This is a genomic window from Oryzihumus leptocrescens, from assembly GCF_006716205.1.
GTDB lineage: Bacteria > Actinomycetota > Actinomycetes > Actinomycetales > Dermatophilaceae > Oryzihumus > Oryzihumus leptocrescens.
The window spans coordinates 793,788-812,556 of the sequence record NZ_VFOQ01000001.1 but is presented as its reverse complement, the minus strand read 5'-3'; the positions used below and the strand labels follow the sequence as shown (position 1 = coordinate 812,556).

Genomic DNA, 18,769 nt, shown 5'->3' with positions numbered 1-18,769 from the left:
GGTGGGTCCTCGTCACTTGGCGAAGAGCGTGGTGTCGGTGACGGCCTTGGTGCCCTGCACCTTGGCGTCGGTGCCGCGCAGGCCCAGGTAGAGCTCGCCGGTCTGGATGCCGTGCACGAGCTTGACCGCGGTGTCGGGGGCCAGGGCCACCGTGACCAGGGCCGTGGGCGTGCCGGACTGCTGGGCCTGGGTCTGCTGGGACTGGCCCTGCACCGGAGTCAGGGACGAAGACCCCATCGCGATGACGAGCACGTCGTCGAGCAGCACCTGGGTCTGCTTCGCGCTGCCGTTGCCGCCGGACGAGCCGTAGGTGTCGTAGATGACGATGTGCGACCCGGGGGTCACGAACGTCCCGACGCGCGCGGGGTCCGACAGCTGCACGGCGACGGCGACCTGACCGTCCGGCACCTGCAGGGCCTTCTGCCCGAGCGGCGTCGTGCCGAACCGGCTCGACAGGACGAGCTCACCGGGCGCGATGTCGTTGAGCGCCAGCAGCTTTGACGTCTTGTCGTCGACCGCGGTGAGGGCTCCGGCAGGGACGGCCTTGGCGGCCACCTGGGTGCGGGCCATCAGCCCGTTGGCGACGGCGTCACCCGCCGTGGTGCCGGCCGGCACCACCTGCTGGGCGACGTACACGTCGACCGGTTTCTGGCCGGCCACGGCGCGGGAGTCCGCGCCCTTGGCGTAGAGGAGCACCGCCACCACGCCGACCAGTGCGACCACGACTGCGGCGAGCACCGCAAGAACTCGACGACCCATGACTGACTCCTTAACCTGCGACTTGGACGACGTACGGCCCGAGTGGCGGACCGGGTGGAGGCGGGCCGCCGAGGCTGCCCAGGAGCGGTCCGTCGAGGAACCACCCGGAAAGGCACCTTTGAGGGCCGGTGCACGGAGCCGAGCCCGTCGTGGGCGTGGCCCGGGTCTCGGCGGGGGCGCCGCTGAGCTTGTACCCGCTGAGGTAGAACTTGGCGAAGCCCTCGATGTGGTACCAGTGGTTCCCGCCGCCGGGGCTGTCGTAGCAGTTCGCCGGCCAGGGCGGCACCGGGCCGGGCATCGGGTTCTGGTGAACCACGCAGTCGAACACCGGAAGGTAGATGACTCTCTTCCAGTACGGCCCCAGGTCACAGCCCAGGCTGGCCCAGCCGCTGCCAGGGTCGACCTTGTTCCAGTTGGTGGCGCTGACATTCGGTGAGCAGCTGGTGGAATTGAGGTAACCGAAGCCACCCGCAACGTCATGACCGGCCCAGTTGGTGCACAGCTGAGGCGAACTGGGGTCCTGAAGCATGATGACCACCTCATTGCCAGCCACCGGTGGGGTGGTGGCCGCCGCTGGCCATGCGGGCTGGGCCGCGCCGCCGTAACCCGGCCATGCGCCAACCGGGTCGGGCGCATAGGTCGGCGTGGCTGCGTGCGGGGTGCCCAGGGTGGCGTTCTCCCACTCACAGTCCGACAGGGTGATGGGCACCGTGATCGCCATGCTCGTGGGCGGGCCCCAGGCCGCGCGGGCGCACGCCTTGACCGTCTCGCCGCTGTATCCGCCCCCTGCGAGGGTCTGGGCCAGGTAGGGCGGCAGGATCGAGGAGCCCCCGGACGTCAGCGTCTTGGTCCGGACCTCGACATAGTTGGCCGCGGTCAGGCTCGCCGCCACCGGCGGGCAGTTGACGAGCTGGCTCGGGGATCCGGAAGCGGGGCACGTGTACGCCGCGAGCGTCGAGTTCGCCGCGATAGCCGCAGGGCTGTAGCAGATGTTCTCGATGGAGGTGGCGTTGTCGCTGGCGTTGGCGCCGGCGAGATTCGCCAGCGGTGAGCCGGCGGCGACCAGGGTGGGGCAGGAAGTGATCAGGTCGGCGCAGCTCTTGGCCGCGGACAGGGACGCTGCGTCGGCGCCGTTCTGCAGCTGGCGGCGCTCCCACAGCAGCGAACCGGTGTCGATGGTCAGGGCCGCGCAGCCGAGGATGACTCCCGTGCCCAGCATGATGGCCACGAGCGTCGCGACCGCGCCCGCGTCCCGCCCTCGCAGACGGCCGTGAACGTGGCCGCGCACGGCACGCGCCAGGCCCAGAATGCTCAACCGAGGCATCGCATGACTCCCTCTGAGGTGATCTTGTCTCCGCTGGGCGTCGGGAAGGTCCCGGGCCCGAAGAAGTGCGAGAGTGCGCTGATGCCCGTGATCCACTGGAAGTGGGCCTCCACCTTGATGACCGCGCTGCCGCCGGCAGCCGGACACGTGGTTGAGTGCGCCCAGTCGACCGTGGGGCTGATGGAGCTCGCGGCTGCGTTCACGTGCGTGTCGACCGTGCCGTTGTCGAAGCCCAGCGCCTCAAACCGCGCGCCTTCTCTCGCGGCCTGGCTGAGCTGGATCTGGGTGTTGTAGGCCCGACCGAAGTCGATCAGGCCCATCAGGACGAAGAGCAGCACCGGGAGGATGAGGGCCATCTCCACCGCCGCGGCCCCCCGGTCGCGGCGGTGGGCGCCGCGGCCACCGGCCCGGAATGAGTGACGCAGTGTGGTCACGATGACCCCCTTGCTCAGCCGAAGACGGAGGTGGCGTTGAAGCTGATGAACAGGCCGAGGACGGCCTGTCCGAAGAGCGCGACCGCCGTGACGATGACGACGGCGATCAGGCTGGCGATGAGCGCGTACTCGGCGGCCGTGGCCCCGCGGTCAGCCCGAGCCAGGCGCTCGAGCCGACCGCGGAGGTGGTCCCAGGGTCGTGTCATGACCATCGTGGGCACGGCGTCGACAGGGTCAGACCGAGGTCGCGACCGAGTGGAACATCGTGCTGAGGTTCTGGCCGAGCAGGGTCACCGCAGCGATGATGACGATGGCGATCAGCGCGACCATCAGGCCGTACTCGACGGCGGTGGCGCCACGCTCACCGCGCAGGACGTCGGTGGCCTTGAGCTGGAACTTGACGAGACGAGACATTGCAGTCCCCTTCCAGGGCTTTGGGTTGTCCGGGTGGGGCCCCGGAACACGACCAAGCCTGTCCCCGGGCCGGCCGCGCCCGAATCGACTGATCCGGCCGTTGCCGGCGCCGAAGCGGTGGTCCTCGACTCACCCGTTCGGGGGATGCCGAGGCCCGAGCCGGCTGCGGCCGGCCGTACACGACGAAGCGGCGGCACCCGCAGGTGCCGCCGCTTCGTCGGAGGTCGTGCGTCGGTCAGACCGAGCCGGCGACGGAGTTGAACATCGTGCTGAGGTTGTGGCCCAGCAACGTGACAGCCGCGATGATGACGATGGCGATCAGCGCGACCATGAGGCCGTACTCGACAGCGGTCGCGCCCTCCTCGCGGGTCCGGGTCAGGTGCTGCAGGCGGGCGATGGTCTTGATGCTCATGGTTGCTCCCCATGTGTGAACGGTTGACGGTGCCACTCGCACCGCGCTCCACGGTGCTGGTGGCAGTCAGACAGCGGCATCCCCCAGTCCGCCCGACTCCTGCGTCGAACGGCCAAGCACGCCCTCATCCAAAGGGAGGAGTTTGACCAAGTCCCCCGCGTGCACGAGCCGGGCTTCCCATACTCGCACTGTGCTGACCGAACCCCCGACCACTGCTACGCCGGCCCTCCGGCGTGCTGCCGTGAGCCGATCGTGGACGGCCCGCCGGGCCGCTTGGCTGGCGGCAGCAGCCGTCGTCTCGGTGTGCACGGCGCTCGGGGTCCGCGCGGTCAGCGACCCCAGCCCGTGGCTGCACCTGCGCGTGGCCAAGGCGCTGATGGACGGCCAGCGCTTCGGCAGCCCCGACCCGTGGTCGCCGTTCACCAGCCGGGCGTTCCTGCCCACCGAGTGGCTGCCCTCGGTGGTCGCCGAGCTCGGCTACCAGGTCGCCGGCCTGCCGTTCCTGGCCTGGCTGCGTTGCCTCGGCATCCTTGCGCTGCTGCTCGCCACGACGTGGAGCGTCCGGGGCGTGGCGGGCCGTACCGTGTCCCTCCTGTGCGCCGGCGCCGCCGTCGCCGGCGCCTGGCCTGGGCTCACCGAGCGCCCCCAGCTGGTCAGCTTCGTGCTGCTCGCCCTGACGGTGGGGGCCTGGTGGCGCAGCGCGGCCGACCTGCGCCCGCGCTGGTGGCTGGTCCCGCTGACCTTCCTGTGGGCCTGCAGCCACGGCCTGTGGGTGATCGGCATCGGCGTCGGCATCCCGGTCGTGCTGGGCCTGGCCCTCGACCGTCGACTCGACCGCCGGCAGGCGCTGCGGCTGCTGGCGGTGCCGGCCCTGAGCGCGCTGGCCGCGGCTGTGACACCGCTCGGCCCCCAGCTGCTGCTCACGCCGTTGACCTATCGCGCGAACGGGTCGGAGTTCGTGCAGGAATGGCAGGCGACCTCCCCCCGGGAGCCGCACGCCGCCCTCGTCCTGCTGGTGATCGGCGCTGTCGTCGTGCTGTGGGCGCGCTCCGGCCGCCGACCGGGCTGGTGGCAGGTGCTGCTCGCGGTCGCCGCCGTCGCTGCCACCCTCGCGATGAACCGGCTGGTCCCGGTGGGGGCCGTCCTCGCCGCACCGCTGCTGGCCGACGCGCTCCAGCAGCGCACCGGCCGCCGGCCCGAGCCGGCGCGGCCGGCCGAGTGGCGAGGTCTGGCCTCCCTCGTCCTCGCCGCACTCGTGGTCGCCGCCCCGGTCGCCGCGCACGTGGCCCAGCAGCCCACGCGGGTGCCCCTGGGGCTCGCGAGCCAGCTGCACGGCATACCGGCCGGGAGCGTCGTCCTCGAGGACGACGACCTCAGCGGGTGGCTCCTGTGGAGCCAGCCGCAGCTGGTACCCGTGGTCGACATCCGCTCGGAGGTCTACTCCGCCACGTGGCTGCACCGCTACGTGGCGGCCACCACCGCCGCCCCCGGGTGGCGCGAGTTCGTGCGCGACACCGGGGCCCGGTATGCCGTGCTCCGCACCGACTCCCCCCTCACCGGCGCCCTCGCCGCACGCCTCGGCTGGCGCACGCTCGGGCGGGACCGCGGGTACACGCTCCTGGAGGCGCCATGACCCTGCTCGGCCGTCGCCAGGCCCCGGCGAAGACGGCGCCCGCGCCGGCCACGGAACACCGTGACCCTCAATGGCTGGCCCCCGCGTTCGCGCTGTTCACCATCGTCGCCACGGTCAAGCTCGGGGTGCGCGCGGTCAGCGACCCGGACACCTGGTGGCACCTCAAGACCGGCGAGCTGGTGCTGCACGGCGGCTCCTTCGCCGGTCCGGACCCGTGGGTGCCCGCGTCGACCCGCCCGTTCGTGCTGACCCAGTGGCTGCCCGAGGTGGTGGCCGCGAGGGCGAACGAGCTGGTCGGGCTGCCCGGGGTGGCATGGCTGCGGTGCGCTGCGATGCTGGCCCTGTTGGGCGCCCTCGTGTGGGCGTGCCGCCGCGTCGCAGACAGCGTCCCGGCCGTCATCGCCGCCATCGCCGCCCTGGTCGGCACGGGCGGCAGCCTGTCGGAGCGGCCCCAGCTGGTCAGCTTCGTCCTGCTGGCGGTGACCGTCGGCGTCTGGTGGCGAACGGCGGACGACCTGCGGCCGCGCTGGTGGCTGGTGCCGCTGACGTGGGTATGGGCCTGCAGCCACGGGCTGTGGTCGGTCGGACCGGTGGTCGGCGTGGTGTTCGTCGCCGGCCTGGTGCTGGACCGACGCGTGGGCCGGGCCGCGGCCCTGCGCCTGCTGCTCGTGCCCGCCCTGTCGGTGGTGGTGGCGGCTCTGACCCCGGTGGGGCCGCGGCTGCTGCTGACGCCGTTCGAGGTCGGCTCGACCGCGAGCCGGTTCGTGCAGGAGTGGCAGCCGACGACCGTCACCAACATCTTCGCCATCGTCGCGCTGGCCATGGTGGCCACGACGGTGCTGGTGTGGGTGCGCTCCGGTCGACCCGTGGCCTGGCTGTCGCTGCTGCTCGCGGCCGCCTCCGTGGTCTCCACGCTGGTCATGCTGCGCACCGTCGCCGTCGGTGCCATCCTCGCCGCTCCCCTGCTCGCCGGGGCGCTGCAGGGGCTGCGCTCGGCGAGGCCGGCCACCGCCGGCCGCCGGGAGGTGCTGTCCTGGCTGGGCGCCCTGGTCGCCGCGGCCGCCGTGGCCATGCCCCTGTGCGCGCACGTGGCCGCACGCCCCTCGGGGGTGCCAACCGGCCTCATGGCCCCCCTGTCGGCGCTGCCGAAGGGCACGGTCGTGCTCGATGACTTCGCCCAGAGCGGCTGGCTGCTGTGGTCCCAGCCCCAGCTCGTCCCTGTCATCGACCTGCGCTCGGAGATCTACGACCCGGCCTACATCGACGCCTACCGGCACGCGCAGGCCGTGCAGCCGGGATGGCGGGAGTTCGTGCAGCGAACGGGCGCCAGGGTCGCGGTGCTGGAGACCCGTTCGCCACTCGCCCTCGCCCTGCGCGAGGAGCTGGGCTGGCGGGTCACCGCCTCGACCGCCAGGTTCTCGCTGCTGGTGGCTCCGGGCACCCCCTGAGGCGGTAACCACTGTGCACTCGGGGCCGCGAGCCCAGGGACGTTGGAGTCAGGACCTGCTGTCGGGGACCGTGATGGCACGGACGCCCGGGACACAGCTGAACTCACGGGACACCTGGGTCTGTGAGGCAGTGGTCAGGACGGCTGGGTCAGAGCTCGCGCGCAGGCGGTCGCATGCCTCTTCATACGTCAGGTCTCGAGGTGCGGTCCGCGCCGTCCCCGTGCGAACGGAGTAGTAGTCGAGGAGCACCAGGGCGAGCGTGTCTCCTGCCGAGCCGGGCGTGACCCTCCAAGCCACCTGCGCACGGCGCGCCTCCGGCTGCGTGACCGCACTCAGCGTGGCCCCGGCATCCACGGCCCACGGGCTTCTGACCATCGCGAGGGGCGTGACGATCGCCGCCGCACCGAAGACGCTCGCCAGGGTCACCGCCACGGTCCTGCGGGCTGAGGAGCAGCCGCGCGCATGGTGAGCCCCGGCCTGCGTCGCGACGAGCGCGACCGCAACGCAGGAGACCGGTACCGCGAATGCGGCTGCGTGCCAGAACATCTTGGTCGGGTAGTACGACGACAGCGACGCATGGGCGGCCAGCCCGACCAACACCCCCGTGATGACGGAGGCTGCGCCCATCGCGCCGACCAGCAGCACTCCCTGCGGAAGCGCGGCTCGCCAGCAGCACAGCGCGACGGCCGCGACTCCGATGACCAACCACTCAACGGGCAGGCGGCCCACCCCACCCGGCGTTCCCACCGTCCGGAGACCCAGGTGAGTCGCCGCGGACCACATCGGCGGCGCCGCCAGCGCAGCCGCGATGAAACACCCCAGTACGGCCATCGCCGGGTGCCGCACCCCTGTTCGGCTTCTCGCGAGCCTCCACAAGGCTGCCCCGACCGGCACCGCAGCGACCGCGAGCGCCAGCTGCCAGGTATGGGCAACAGCCACGAAGGCCGCAAGGGCGCTGAGGCAAGCCCGCGGCGGCGCTGAGGTCATCACCTCATGCGCGCTGAGGATCAGCAGGAAGGCCAGAAGGATCGTGGTCTGGAACCCCATCGCCATGGTGAAGGTGAAGAACGACGCGGTCAGCATCGTGGCCCCGGCCCCGAGTCCCGCAAGTGCAGCCGTGCGCTCCCGCAGGTTCACGGTCCGCGCCATCCTCTGGGCACAGAGCCCGGTCACGAGAACGAGCGCCGCGTAGAGCCCCCAGGTTGCCAGGGACCAGAGCCGGATCCACTGGAGCAGGGTCTCAGGGCTCCCGAAATGCTGGCCCGAGGCGCTCATCGACGTGGCGATCACGGCGTGCCAGCCACGAGGGTAGGAAACGGCACCGTAGTCCAGGGCCCCTGCCCGTCGCAGCGCCACGCCCCACAGCAGATGTGAGGTGTTGTCGGCACCGGTGAGGTACCAGGCCGACCCGACGGCGACCGGCAGGAGCCCCGCGGTGACGCCGACGGCGGCGACCACGACGGCGGGCAGGGCAACCAGAAGCTCGGGGCGCGAGGCCAACCGCGCATCCGAGAGGTGTCGGTGACGCATCGCCATGACCATCACTGCCAGGACCGTCATCGCGACCAGCAACGCACGCGCGGCCACGACCCGCGAGAACAGGCCCGACCCGGCCCAGGCCGCAGCCATCCACACCACGATCGTCGTGAACAGCACGCCGAGAAACGCCGTCGGGACGGAGGCCAGGACCGACTGCCGCCCGCTGAGGGCGCAAGCCACGGTGATGACGAGGACGGCGAGCGCGGCGGGCTCGTGACCCGAGAGCGTCAGGCACACCGTCAGGACAGCGGCCGCCGGCCCGGACCACGGTACGTGCCCGCGGCGGCCGCGCGCGCGGCGAGCGACCTGCTCTGACCTGTGGTCGGGCAACCTCACGACTGCGCCGCCGGCGTGCGCCGACGGGGGAAAGACCCGGCGCCGTGCCCGGCGTCGCTCGCGCTGAGGGGTTCTCACCGCGATGTCGGTATCGCCGTCCATGCTCGTATCCCCCCTGCCTCACGACACTCGTGCACACGGTAGGGGCGCGCCGCGAGGGACAAGCACCTCTTGGTCCACTTCCGCCCCAAAAGACGTCGCCGGGTCATCCGAACGGAGGATGGGGCAGACCAGCACCACCGTGGCCGGGGCAGCTCAACCGGGCAGGTCGGGATCAGCCGGCAGGGACGACCAGGTCGTTGGCGCTGTTCTCGACGACCCAGCCGTTGCCGGCGCGCGTCAGCACCTGACCCCGGTCGTTGGCCACGACCAGCCCGCGGGGACCGCCGGTGCTGGTCAGCGACACGGCACCGGCCACCGGCGCCAGGGCCGTGGTCGGGCCGCCGACCTCGACCAGGTAGGGCCGCAACGGATCCTCCGGGCCGGCCGAGCCCAGGACCGCGACCGTCCGCGAGTCCACCCAGGCCACGTCACGGGCCGTGGTCAGCCGCTCCCCCACCCGCAACGGCATGGTCAGGCTGCGCGGGGCACCGTTGGCCGCGCGCACGATGCCGACGACGTCGACGCGCACGTCTCCACCGGGGCCACGGGTCGCCAGGACCATGCGGGTGCTGTCGGCGGCCACGCGCAGCGCCACCACGCGCCGGTCACCCAGCCAGGGCACGTCGACCGCACGCGGCGCCGCAGGGCTCGCGGAGGTGTCGATGACCCAGACGTGGGGGGTGCCCCCGCTGGTCCCGCCCACCCACAGGCCGTGCCGGCTGTCGAACGCGGGTCGGGTCAGGTCCCGGGCGAACGGAGCCACCTGGATCAGCCTGGTGCCGCGCCACCGGGCCAGGCTGGTGCCGTCGGTGGTCACCGCGGCCACCTCCGCCCCGTCGCGGGAGAGCGCCAGCGGCCCGTAGGTCAGCGGCATCGCGGGCAGCTCGCTGGTGAGGCTGGCCGGGGCCCGGCGCGGGTCCTCGGTGCCGCCGAGCCGGCCGGGGTCGAGCCGGTGGAGCGCGGTGCCCTGGCGCACCACCACGCTGGTCACCTGGGTGTCGTCGCTGTCCTCGGGGTAGCCGACCTGCACCAGGCTGGACGGCGCCTCGGGGACCCCCTGGAGGTCGACCTTGCTGCCGCCGACGAGCAGGGACACCGAGGACACCGTCGGCGCCTGGGTCAACGTGGCCACGAACTGGGCCCACATGGCCCGCCGCAGCTCCGGGTCGGCGACCAGGCCGCTGACCGACAGGTCCACCGCGGCGCGCCCGTTCTCCACCGGCACCGCGTCGACGGCCAGGCGGGTGCTCTCGGGCACGCCGCTGACCGCCGCTCCGCGCAGGTAGTCGGGCACCGGCCCGAGCTGGGCCCGGGCCAGGGTGGTGGCCAGCCCCGGGGTGAGGGGGAACCAGCGCTCGTCGGGCACCAGGGTCCGGGTGGCCGGCACGGCGTAGTGGATCGCGAACGCGCGGTAGAGGCGGTCCAGGTCGGCCTCGCTGAGCCACAGCCCGAAGCCGGCCGGGGTGCTGGCGATCCGCCACTGCCCACCGGCCTGCTGCAGGCCGAACGTGGCGCTGGCGGTGGAGCCGTTCGGCAGCTCGCGGTAGCGACCGGACTCGTCGATGCTCGCCGTGGCCGGGACGGTGACCCGCACCCGGTCCCCGGGCAGCGACCGGACCGACAGCGAGGACTCGCCGGGGAAGACGGTGACGCCGTGGTCGGGCACCCAGCTCTGGGCGACGTTGGGCAGCAGGAAGGAGCGGCCCACGGCGTGGTCGTCGTCGAAGCCGGCCGCCGCCCGCAGGAAGCCCCGGACGATCTGCTCCTGCGTGGCCCCCGCGGCCGGCCCGTCGGGCAGCACCCGCACCGGCTCGACCGGAGGGCTCCCCACGGAGAGCCCCTCTCGCACCGGCCCGGAGGTGGGCAGGCCGCCGCAACCGCCGGTCGCCAGGGCCAGCCCGAGGAGGACGGCCGCGAGGCCGCGCGCCCTCATCGGGAGCTCTCGGCCTGACGACCGAGCTGCTGGTAGGGCCCGCCGACGCCCCGGGTGGACCGGGGCTGCTCCTCCTCCGGCGTGAGGGGCAGCGGCGAGCGGTCGATGCCCACGCCCGCGCGGCGGGGCAGGGTCAGCCGGAAGCAGGAACCGCGTCCGGGCTCACCCCAGGCCTGCAGCCAGCCGTCGTGCAGGTGGGCGTCCTCCAGGGCGATGGCCAGCCCGAGCCCCGTGCCGCCCGTGGTACGGGCGCGGGCCGGGTCGGCGCGCCAGAACCGGTTGAACACCAGGGCCGCCTCGCCGGGGCGCAGCCCGACGCCGTGGTCGCGGACGGTCACCCCGACGGCTGTGCCGTTGGAGGAGACCCGCACGACGATCGGCCGGCCCTCGCCGTGCTCGATCGCGTTGACGACGAGGTTGCGCAGGATCCGCTCGACGCGGCGCGGGTCGATCTCGGCGACGCACGCCCGGTGCGGGGCGTCGACGCGGACCACGCTGCCGCGGCGCTCGGCCAGGGCCACGGTCGCCTCCACCACCCGGGCCACGGTGTCGCGCAGGTCGGTGGCCTCCAGGTCGAGCGCCGCCGCCCCGGCGTCGAAACGGCTGATCTCCAGCAGGTCGCCCAGCAGCGACTCGAACCGGTCGAGCTCGTCGTGGAGCAGCTCGGCCGAGCGGGACACCGAGGGGTCGAACTCGTCGCGGGAGTCGTGGATCAGGTCGCCGGCCATGCGGATCGTGGTCAGCGGGGTGCGCAGCTCGTGCGAGACGTCGGAGACGAACCGCTGCTGCACCCGGGAGAGGTCCTCGAGCTGGCGGATCTGCTTCTGCAGGCTCTCGGCCATGGCGTTGAACGACTTGGCCAGCCGGGCCAGGTCGTCCTGCCCCCGGGCCCGCATCCGCTCGTGCAGCCCGCCGGAGGCGAGCCGCTCGGCCACCTCGGCGGCACGGCGTACCGGCTCCACCACGAGCCGGGTGACGACGTAGGCGACCGCACCGACCATGAGCACGAGGGCGATACCGCCGAGGGTGAACGTCTGCGCGACGACCTTCAGCGTCGCCTGCTCGCGCTCCATCGGGAAGACGAAGTACAGCTCGTAGGTGCCGGCCACGGGCAGCGAGACCTGGCTGCCCACGATGACCGTCGGCACCGCGGCCCCGGTGTCCGACGAGCTGGTGGCGATGATCTGGACGTGCTGGTGGGTGGCGTCGGCGGCGACCGCCTGGCGCAGCTCGGCGGGCACGCTGGGCAGGCCGACGTCGCCGGAGAGGCGGGTCGCGACCACCGGCGTGCGGGTGTTGTGCAGGGCCCGCGTGAGGATGACGTCGCGCGCGTGGTCGGCGCCCGGCGAGGCCAGCTGCTGGACCAGGTCGGTGGCCAGCACGCTCAGGCTCGTCGGGTCTGTGCGGTCGGCGGCGTCGAACCGGGTCTGCGCGGCCCGGGTGCCCTGGGCCGCCTCCTCCGTCGCGGACTTGACCCGGTCGGAGACCAGGCCGTCGGCGATCTGCTGGTAGAGGTAGGACCCGAGCAGCAGCACCACGACCAGGCCAAGCAGCATGGTCATGGAGATGACCCGGAACTGCAGCGACGCGCGCCACTGGTGGGCGAGCCAGCGCCCGGAGCCGATCACCGCCGCGCGGGCCCGGGCCACGGCCCAACCGGCACTGCGCAGTGCCCGGGTCCTGCGGATCGCGAACCGGGAGGGCTGCTCGGGCGCCGGGCGGCTCGGCTCGGACATCGGCTAGCTCGGACCCGCCTTGTAGCCGACGCCACGCACCGTCACGACGATCTCGGGGTGCTCGGGGTCCTGCTCGATCTTGGAGCGCAGCCGCTGCACGTGGACGTTGACCAGCCGGGTGTCGCCGGCGTGGCGGTAGCCCCACACCTGCTCCAGCAGCACCTCGCGGGTGAACACCTGCCACGGCTTGCGGGCGAGCGCGACGAGCAGGTCGAACTCCAGCGGGGTCAGCGACAGCGGCTGCCCGTCGCGCTTGACCGAGTGGCCGGCCACGTCGATGACCAGGTCGCCGATCTCCAGGCGCTCGGGCTCGGGCTCGTCGCCGCGGCGCAGCCGCGCCCGCACCCGGGCGATGAGCTCCTGCGGCTTGAACGGCTTGACCACGTAGTCGTCGGCGCCGGACTCCAGCCCGACGACCACGTCCACGGTGTCGCTGCGCGCGGTGAGCATGACGATCGGCACGCCGGACTCGCCGCGGATCCGGCGGCACACCTCGATGCCGTCCATCCCGGGGAGCATCACGTCGAGCAGGACCACGTCGGGCCGGCTCTCGCGGAAAGCGGCCATCGCCGAGGAACCGTCGGCGACGTGCACGACCTCGAGGCCCTCGTTGCGCAGGACGATGCCCAGCATCTCCGCCAGCGCGAGGTCGTCGTCGACGACGAGGATCCTGCCCTTCACCGGCTGTTCCTTTCACCGTGTGCGTTCATCGGGTGCATCGTCGCACACGGGCCCGTGGTTCCCGGTGGGGACGCTCATGTCCGGTTACCGGCCGGTATGCCGGCCGCTCACCTGCCGGTCGCCGCCCAGGGCAGCCACCACCTCCGTGAGCGCCTCCACCGAGTGCCCGCTCAGCAGGGCGTCGCAGAACGGCAGGGCCGCCTGCATGCCTCCGGTGTCCGGCAAGAACCCCGGCGCGGCCACCCGCGGGTTGACCCACACGACACGGTGCGCCCGGCGGGCGATGGCCTCCATCTGCGCCCCCAGGACGGCCGGGTCGTCCCGTTCCCACCCGTCGGAGACGACGAGCACCACCGCGCCGTGGGCCATCCCGCTGCGGCCGTAGCGGTGCATGAACGCCTTGAGGTTGTGGCCGATCCGGGTGCCACCCGACCAGTCGGGCATCGCCCGTCCGGCTTGGGTCAGGGCCTGCTGTGGGCTGCGGGTCCGCAGCACCGGGGTGAGCCGGGTCAGCCGGGTGCCGAAGACGAACACCTCGGCGCGGGCGACCGTCGCCGCGCCCCAGAGCAGGTGCAGCCAGGCCCGGGCGTAGGGCTCCATCGACCCCGAGATGTCGAGCAGGGCCACCAGCCGCCGGGGCCGGCGCCGCCGGGAGCGCCGCACGGCCAGCACCGGGTCCCCGCCGGAGCGGATGCTGCGCCGGATCGTGGCGCGCACGTCGAGCCGGTCCCCCCGCGGGTGCCGGTGCCGGCGGCGGGTGCGCCGCGTCGGCAGCGTGGTCAGCAGCCGGTGCAGCAGCGGCGCCAGCTCGGCCAGCTCCGCGTCGCCCAGCGCGCCGAGGTCGGCGTGCCGCAGCCGCTCCTCGCTGCTGGCGAGGGCCCGCAACGCGTGCGGCTCGGACTCGGACCCCTCCTCCCCCGCCCGGCCGGCACGCGTGCCGGCCGGCCCGGTCGGCGGTCGCTCGCTCCCCTGCTCCCCCGCGGCCTGGCGCGGCGGTCGGGACTCCGAACGCAGGGCCGACGGCTCCTGGCCGCGGTGCTCGGCCACGTCGGCCAGACCGCGGAAGACGAGCGCGAACACCGCGTTGAACTCCGGCACCTGGTCCGGGGACCGCAGCAGGCTGACCCGGGCACACCAGTAGAGCTGGTCCACGGTGAGCGGGTCGCACACCTCCACCACGCGGGCCAGCTGCGCCGACTCGCTCGGTGACACCGGGATCCCGGCCCGGTGCAGCTCCCGGCCGAAGAGGCCGAAGACGCTGGCCAGGTCGGCCGGCACCCCCGCGCTCACGGCCGCCCCCGGCTCACCCGGCGACCAGCGTGGCCAGCCCGGCCTCGCGCGCCACCTGCTGGTCCTCCACGTACTTCAGCGCCGAGCCCAGGGTGCGCTCGACGGCGCCGGCGTCGAGGGCGCGCACCCCCAGCAGCTCCAGCGCCGCGACCCAGTCGATCGCCTCGGCCACCCCCGGCGGCTTCTGCAGGTCGAGCCGGCGCAGCCGCTCGACGGTCCGGGCCACCTGCTCGGCCAGCGTCCGCGAGCTGCCCGGCACCCGGCGCCGGATGATCTCGGCGCTGCGCTGCGCCGAGGGGTAGTCGATCCAGTGGAACAGGCAGCGCCGCTTCAGGGCGTCGTGCAGCTCCCGGGTCCGGTTGGAGGTGAGCACCGCGATGGGCGGGTACGCCGCCCGCAGCGTCCCGATCTCCGGGATCGTCACCGCCGCGTCGGCGAGCAGCTCGAGCAGGAACGCCTCGAAGTCGTCGTCGGCGCGGTCGACCTCGTCGATGAGCAGCACCGCCGGGCGCGGGCCGGGGTGGCGCAGCGCGGTCAGCAGCGGCCGGGCGACGAGGTACTCCTCGCCGAAGACGTCCGCGTCCTCGAGCATCTCCCCACGGGACTCGGCCAGCCGGATGCTGAGCAGCTGGCGCGGGTAGTTCCACTCGTACAGCGCCTCGGCGACGTCGATGCCCTCGTAGCACTGCAGCCGCACCAGCGGGGTGCGCAGCACCTGCGCCAGGGAGGTCGCGGCCTGGGTCTTGCCGACGCCGGGCTCGCCCTCGATGAGCACCGGCTGGGCCAGGCGAGCGGCGCAGAACAACGCGGTGGCGGTGCCTTCGTCGGCCAGGTAGTCGACCGCGTCCAGCCCGGCCTGCAGCGCGGGCACGTCGGGCAGCAGGTCGGCGACCGTGGCGGTGTCGGGGGCGGTCACGTCGCGTACGCCGCCGGGTTGTCCAGGTATGCCGTGCGGCAGCCGGTGCCGCAGAACCACACCGTCCCGGCGGGGGTGTCGACGTGCACGCTGGTGGGCACCGCCGCCACGGTCATCCCGCAGACCGGGTCCTTCGCCGTCGCCGGGGCCGGCGGGGTGGCCGCCGCCTCCGTGCGTGCCGCGCCGGCCGGACCTGCTGCTCGGCGGGTCGCCACCACCTCGGCGAGGATCGACAGGGCCACCTCGTCGGCGGTGCGGGCCCCGATGTCCAGCCCGGCCGGGGTGTGCACCGTGTCCCGCTGCGCGTCCTCGACGTCGAGGGAGGCCAGGACCGCGGCGCCGCGGCGGCGGCTGGCGACCAGCCCGACATACGGCACCCCGGCGCGCAGCGCCGCGGTGAGCACGGGCTCCTCGTCGCGCCCGTGCGAGGCGACCACGACGGCGAGCGTGCCGTCGGGCAGCTCCTCCTCCGGGGTGAGGGCGCGCACCTGCAGGCCGAAGAGGCGGTCCGCGCGCAGCAGCGCCGTCGCGATCGGCGCGGACCCGACGACCGCGACCACGGGCAGCGGCACCGACGGCTCGAGCAGGATCTCCAGGGTGCCCCCGGACAGGCACGGGTTGTGCACGGTGATGACGCCGTCCTCGTCGGGCAGGCCGGTCTCCTCCTCGCCGGGGGCGACCCTCAGCAGCCGGGTCTGCCCGGTGGAGAGCGCCTCCAGCGACTGGGCGCGGACCGTGGCCTCGGCACACTCCCCGCCGACGAAGCCGTCGATCTGCCCGTCGGCCAGGACGATCGCCGAGTCGCCCGCCTTGGCGCTCGTGGGCCGGTGGGCGTGCACCACGGTCGCCCAGACGAACGGCGTCCCCTCGGCGCTCAGTGCCGCGGCCCGTCCGGCGAGGTCGAGGTGGGCGGGCATCAGCGTTCCGGGTGCTCGGGGGTCACTCGTCGGTGATGGCGAGGTCGGTGCGGAAGGGCCGGCCCTGCATCGCGCGCCAGACCTGCGCCGGGGTGAGCGGCATGTCCACGTGCCGCACGCCATACGGCTTGAGCGCGTCGATGACCGCGTTGACCACGGCCGGGGGCGACCCGACCGTGGCCGACTCGCCGACCCCCTTGAGGCCCAGCGGGTGGTGCGGTGAGGGGGTGACCGTCTCGCCGAGCTCCCAGCTGGGGCACTCCAGCGCGGTCGGAAGCTGGTAGTCCATGAACGACCCGCCCAGGCAGTTGCCCTCCTCGTCGAAGGCGATGACCTCCATCAGCGCCATGCCGACCCCGTCGGCCAGGCCGCCGTGGACCTGCCCCTCGACGATCATCGGGTTGATCCGCGGACCGCAGTCGTCGACCGCGATGAACCGGCGCACCTTCACCTGCCCGGTGCCCTTGTCGACGTCCACCACGCAGATGTAGGCGCCGAAGGGGTAGGTGAGGTTCGGCGGGTCGTAGACGCACTCGGCGTCGAGGTGGCCCTCGACCCCCTCGGGCAGCTCCTGGGTGCCGTGCGAGGCGAACGCGATCTCCTGGATCGTCTTCGCGGTGCTCGGGTCGCCCTTGACGAAGAACTTCCCGCGGTCCCATTCCAGGTCCTCCGGGGACACCTCGAGCATGGCCGAGGCGATCAGCCGCGCCTTGTCGACGATGCGGCGGGAGGCGACGGCGACCGCGGCCCCGGACACCGGGGTGGACCGGCTGCCGTAGGTGCCCAGGCCGAACGGGGTGTTGTCGGTGTCGCCGTGGACCACCTCGATGTCCGCCGACGGGATGCCGGTGACCTCCGAGACGATCTGGGCGAACGTCGTCTCGTGGCCCTGGCCCTGGGTCTGCACCGAGAGCCGGACGACGGCCTTGCCGGTCGGGTGCACCCGCACCTCGGCGCCGTCGGCCATGCCCAGGCCGAGGATGTCCATGTGCTTGCGCGGGCCGGCGCCGACGGTCTCGGTGAAGAAGCTGACCCCGATGCCCATGAGCTCCCCGCGCGCCCGTTTCTCCGCCTGTTCCTTGCGCAGCTGCTCGTAGCCGGCCATCTCCATCGCCTTGGCCAGCGCCCGCGGGTACTCCCCCGAGTCGTACTCCCAGCCGGTCGGTGAGAGGTAGGGGAAGCGCTCGGGGCGCAGCAGGTTCTTCATCCTCAGCTCGGCGGGGTCCATCCCCAGCTCGTCGGCCAGGCAGTCGACGATCCGCTCGACGAGGTAGCAGGCCTCGGTGACGCGGAAGGAGCACGCGTAGGCCACCCCGCCGGGCGCCTTGTTGGTGTAGACGCCCTTCACCGTGCAGTAGGCGGCCGGGTAGTCGTAGCTGCCGGTGAAGATGTGGAAGAAGCCGGCCGGGTACTTCGTCGGCTGGGCGGTGTTGTTGAACGCGCCGTGGTCGGCGAGCACGTCCACCCGCAGGCCGAGGATCCTGCCGTCGCGGGTCGCCGCGATCTCGCCGTGCATGTGGTAGTCGCGGGCGAACGAGGTGGACACGAGGTTCTCCGAGCGGTCCTCGACCCACTTCACCGGCGCGCCGGTGACGATCGAGCCGACGACGGAGAGCACGTAGCCGGGGTAGATGCCGACCTTGTTGCCGAAGCCGCCACCGATGTCCGGGCTGACCACGCGGATCTTCTGCTCGGGCAGCCCGGCGACCAAGGCGTAGAGGGTGCGGTGCGCGTGCGGCGCCTGGGTGGTGCACCAGATGGTGAGCTTGCCGCTGACCGGGTCCATCCACGCGACCGAGCCGCACGTCTCCAGCGGAGCGGGGTGGACCCGCGGATACAGCATGTCCTGCTTCACGACGACCTCGGCCGAGGCGAACGCCGCGTCCGTCTGGTCCTTGTCGCCGGCGGTCCAGTCGAAGATGTGGTTGTCGGCCTTGCCCTCGATGTCGTCGCGGATCACCGGAGCGCCCGGGTCCAGCGCCCGCTGCGCGTCGATGACCGGGTCGAGGACGTCGTAGTCCACGTCGATGAGCTCGAGGGCGTCCCGGGCCGAGTAGCGGTCCTCGGCGACGACGAACGCCACCTCCTGCCCCTGGTAGCGCACCTTGTCGGTGGCCAGCACGGCGATGACGTCGTGCGAGAGGGACGGGATCCAGGCCAGCTTCAGCGACTCCAGCGTCGCGCCGGTGATGACCGCCTTGACCTTGGGGTGGGCCTCGGCCTCGGAGGTGTCGATCGAGACGATCCTGGCGTGGGCGTGGGGGCTGCGCAGGATGGCCCCGTGCAGCATCCCGGGCAGCGTGATGTCGTCGACGTACTGCCCCTTGCCGCGCAGGAAGCGCGCGTCCTCGACGCGGGGGCGCCGTCCGAAGCCGACGTCGGCGTGCGCGGGCTGCTCGGTGGTCGTCATGGCGAGACCCCTTCAGTGGCAACGTCTTTCGGGTGCTCGGCGGCCCACTGGACGGCCCGCACGATGTTCTCGTAGCCCGTGCACCGGCAGATCTGGCCCGAGATCGCCTCGCGCACCTCGTCGGTGGTGGGGTGCGGGTTGGTGTCGAGCAGGTGCCGGGCGGTGAGCATCATCCCGGGGGTGCAGAAGCCGCACTGCAGGCCGTGCTCGTGCATGAAGCCCTGTTGCACCGGGTCGAGCTCGGGGCCGTCGGCCAGGCCCTCGACCGTGCGCACGTCGTGGCCGTCGGCCATGACCGCCAGGACGGTGCAGCTCTTGACCGGCAGCCCGTCGAGCTGGACCACGCAGACCCCGCAGTTGGAGGTGTCGCAGCCCCAGTGGGTGCCGGTCAGCCCGAGGGTGTCCCGCAGGAAGTGCACGAGCAGCAGCCGCGGCTCGACGTCCTCGCTGACCTGCGTCCCGTTGACCGTCATGGTCACCTGCAT

The 18,769-nt window shown here is 73.1% G+C and carries 17 protein-coding genes; 2 read left to right on the top strand and 15 right to left on the bottom strand.

Features of this window, described 5'->3' with window-relative positions:
- Positions 1 to 12 precede the first annotated feature (12 nt).
- From cpaB to FB474_RS03820, 6 genes are all read right to left on the bottom strand, one after another.
- Positions 13 to 759 carry a Flp pilus assembly protein CpaB gene (gene cpaB / locus FB474_RS03845; RefSeq protein ID WP_141787449.1) on the bottom strand — a complete coding sequence of 249 codons (747 nt, stop codon included), beginning with the start codon at positions 757 to 759 and terminating at the stop codon, positions 13 to 15.
- Between the two features lie 10 nt (positions 760 to 769).
- Positions 770 to 2,074 carry a pilus assembly protein TadG-related protein gene (locus FB474_RS03840; RefSeq protein ID WP_185746022.1) on the bottom strand — a complete coding sequence of 435 codons (1,305 nt, stop codon included), beginning with the start codon at positions 2,072 to 2,074 and terminating at the stop codon, positions 770 to 772.
- On the bottom strand, positions 2,071 to 2,517 hold the full coding sequence (locus FB474_RS03835; protein ID WP_246092033.1) for a TadE family protein: 447 nt from the start codon (positions 2,515 to 2,517) through the stop codon (positions 2,071 to 2,073). The genes FB474_RS03840 and FB474_RS03835 overlap by 4 nt, the downstream gene beginning before the upstream one ends.
- A 14-nt stretch (positions 2,518 to 2,531) precedes the next feature.
- Positions 2,532 to 2,723 carry a Flp family type IVb pilin gene (locus FB474_RS03830; protein ID WP_141787447.1) on the bottom strand — a complete coding sequence of 64 codons (192 nt, stop codon included), beginning with the start codon at positions 2,721 to 2,723 and terminating at the stop codon, positions 2,532 to 2,534.
- Positions 2,724 to 2,751: 28 nt separating this feature from the next.
- Positions 2,752 to 2,931 (bottom strand): Flp family type IVb pilin, encoded by a 180-nt coding sequence (locus tag FB474_RS03825; RefSeq protein ID WP_141787446.1) that lies wholly within the window; start codon positions 2,929 to 2,931, stop codon positions 2,752 to 2,754.
- A 235-nt stretch (positions 2,932 to 3,166) separates the two neighbouring features.
- The gene (locus FB474_RS03820) at positions 3,167 to 3,343 is read right to left on the bottom strand and encodes a Flp family type IVb pilin (RefSeq protein WP_141787445.1); all 177 of its coding nucleotides are present in this window, start codon (positions 3,341 to 3,343) and stop codon (positions 3,167 to 3,169) included.
- Positions 3,344 to 3,584: 241 nt separating this feature from the next.
- On the opposite strand from FB474_RS03820, the gene FB474_RS03815 reads away from it, so the two are divergent.
- Positions 3,585 to 4,976 carry a hypothetical protein gene (locus tag FB474_RS03815; protein WP_141787444.1) on the top strand — a complete coding sequence of 464 codons (1,392 nt, stop codon included), beginning with the start codon at positions 3,585 to 3,587 and terminating at the stop codon, positions 4,974 to 4,976.
- Positions 4,973 to 6,424, top strand: a complete 1,452-nt coding sequence (locus tag FB474_RS21315) for a hypothetical protein (protein ID WP_141787443.1) — start codon at positions 4,973 to 4,975, stop codon at positions 6,422 to 6,424. The genes FB474_RS03815 and FB474_RS21315 overlap by 4 nt, the downstream gene beginning before the upstream one ends.
- 48 nt (positions 6,425 to 6,472) lie before the next feature.
- On the opposite strand, the gene FB474_RS03805 is transcribed toward FB474_RS21315, so the two are convergent.
- The 9 genes from FB474_RS03805 to FB474_RS03765 form a co-directional block, all read right to left on the bottom strand.
- Positions 6,473 to 8,401, bottom strand: coding sequence for a hypothetical protein (locus FB474_RS03805; protein ID WP_141787442.1), 1,929 nt, complete (start codon positions 8,399 to 8,401; stop codon positions 6,473 to 6,475).
- 172 nt (positions 8,402 to 8,573) lie between these two features.
- On the bottom strand, positions 8,574 to 10,334 hold the full coding sequence (locus FB474_RS03800) for an LpqB family beta-propeller domain-containing protein (RefSeq protein WP_141787441.1): 1,761 nt from the start codon (positions 10,332 to 10,334) through the stop codon (positions 8,574 to 8,576).
- Entirely contained in the window at positions 10,331 to 12,070 is a 1,740-nt protein-coding gene (gene mtrB / locus FB474_RS03795; RefSeq protein ID WP_141787440.1) for an MtrAB system histidine kinase MtrB, read from the bottom strand. The genes FB474_RS03800 and mtrB overlap by 4 nt, the downstream gene beginning before the upstream one ends.
- A gap of 3 nt (positions 12,071 to 12,073) precedes the next feature.
- Positions 12,074 to 12,751, bottom strand: coding sequence for an MtrAB system response regulator MtrA (mtrA, locus tag FB474_RS03790; protein ID WP_141787439.1), 678 nt, complete (start codon positions 12,749 to 12,751; stop codon positions 12,074 to 12,076).
- Positions 12,752 to 12,835: 84 nt separating this feature from the next.
- Entirely contained in the window at positions 12,836 to 14,041 is a 1,206-nt protein-coding gene (locus tag FB474_RS03785; RefSeq protein ID WP_141787438.1) for a vWA domain-containing protein, read from the bottom strand.
- A 13-nt stretch (positions 14,042 to 14,054) separates the two neighbouring features.
- Positions 14,055 to 14,957, bottom strand: coding sequence for an AAA family ATPase (locus tag FB474_RS03780; protein ID WP_141787437.1), 903 nt, complete (start codon positions 14,955 to 14,957; stop codon positions 14,055 to 14,057).
- The gene (locus tag FB474_RS03775) at positions 14,954 to 15,874 is read right to left on the bottom strand and encodes an XdhC family protein (RefSeq protein ID WP_141787436.1); all 921 of its coding nucleotides are present in this window, start codon (positions 15,872 to 15,874) and stop codon (positions 14,954 to 14,956) included. Before FB474_RS03775 ends, FB474_RS03780 begins: the two co-directional genes overlap by 4 nt.
- Before the next feature lie 22 nt (positions 15,875 to 15,896).
- Positions 15,897 to 18,284 (bottom strand): aerobic carbon-monoxide dehydrogenase large subunit, encoded by a 2,388-nt coding sequence (locus tag FB474_RS03770; protein WP_141787435.1) that lies wholly within the window; start codon positions 18,282 to 18,284, stop codon positions 15,897 to 15,899.
- The gene (locus tag FB474_RS03765; protein WP_141787434.1) at positions 18,281 to 18,769 is read right to left on the bottom strand and encodes a (2Fe-2S)-binding protein; all 489 of its coding nucleotides are present in this window, start codon (positions 18,767 to 18,769) and stop codon (positions 18,281 to 18,283) included. Before FB474_RS03765 ends, FB474_RS03770 begins: the two co-directional genes overlap by 4 nt.

What these genes read in the sequence shown, in the direction of transcription:
- cpaB (WP_141787449.1), bottom strand. Translation starts at nt 759, where the DNA reads ATGGGTCGTCGAGTTCTTGCGGTGCTCGCCGCAGTCGTGGTCGCACTG.
- FB474_RS03830 (WP_141787447.1), bottom strand. Translation starts at nt 2,723, where the DNA reads ATGACACGACCCTGGGACCACCTCCGCGGTCGGCTCGAGCGCCTGGCT.
- FB474_RS03825 (WP_141787446.1), bottom strand. Translation starts at nt 2,931, where the DNA reads ATGTCTCGTCTCGTCAAGTTCCAGCTCAAGGCCACCGACGTCCTGCGC.
- FB474_RS03820 (WP_141787445.1), bottom strand. Translation starts at nt 3,343, where the DNA reads ATGAGCATCAAGACCATCGCCCGCCTGCAGCACCTGACCCGGACCCGC.
- FB474_RS21315 (WP_141787443.1), top strand. Translation starts at nt 4,973, where the DNA reads ATGACCCTGCTCGGCCGTCGCCAGGCCCCGGCGAAGACGGCGCCCGCG.
- FB474_RS03805 (WP_141787442.1), bottom strand. Translation starts at nt 8,401, where the DNA reads ATGGACGGCGATACCGACATCGCGGTGAGAACCCCTCAGCGCGAGCGA.
- FB474_RS03800 (WP_141787441.1), bottom strand. Translation starts at nt 10,334, where the DNA reads ATGAGGGCGCGCGGCCTCGCGGCCGTCCTCCTCGGGCTGGCCCTGGCG.
- mtrB (WP_141787440.1), bottom strand. Translation starts at nt 12,070, where the DNA reads ATGTCCGAGCCGAGCCGCCCGGCGCCCGAGCAGCCCTCCCGGTTCGCG.
- FB474_RS03775 (WP_141787436.1), bottom strand. Translation starts at nt 15,874, where the DNA reads ATGCCCGCCCACCTCGACCTCGCCGGACGGGCCGCGGCACTGAGCGCC.
- FB474_RS03770 (WP_141787435.1), bottom strand. Translation starts at nt 18,284, where the DNA reads ATGACGACCACCGAGCAGCCCGCGCACGCCGACGTCGGCTTCGGACGG.
- FB474_RS03765 (WP_141787434.1), bottom strand. Translation starts at nt 18,769, where the DNA reads ATGCAGGTGACCATGACGGTCAACGGGACGCAGGTCAGCGAGGACGTC.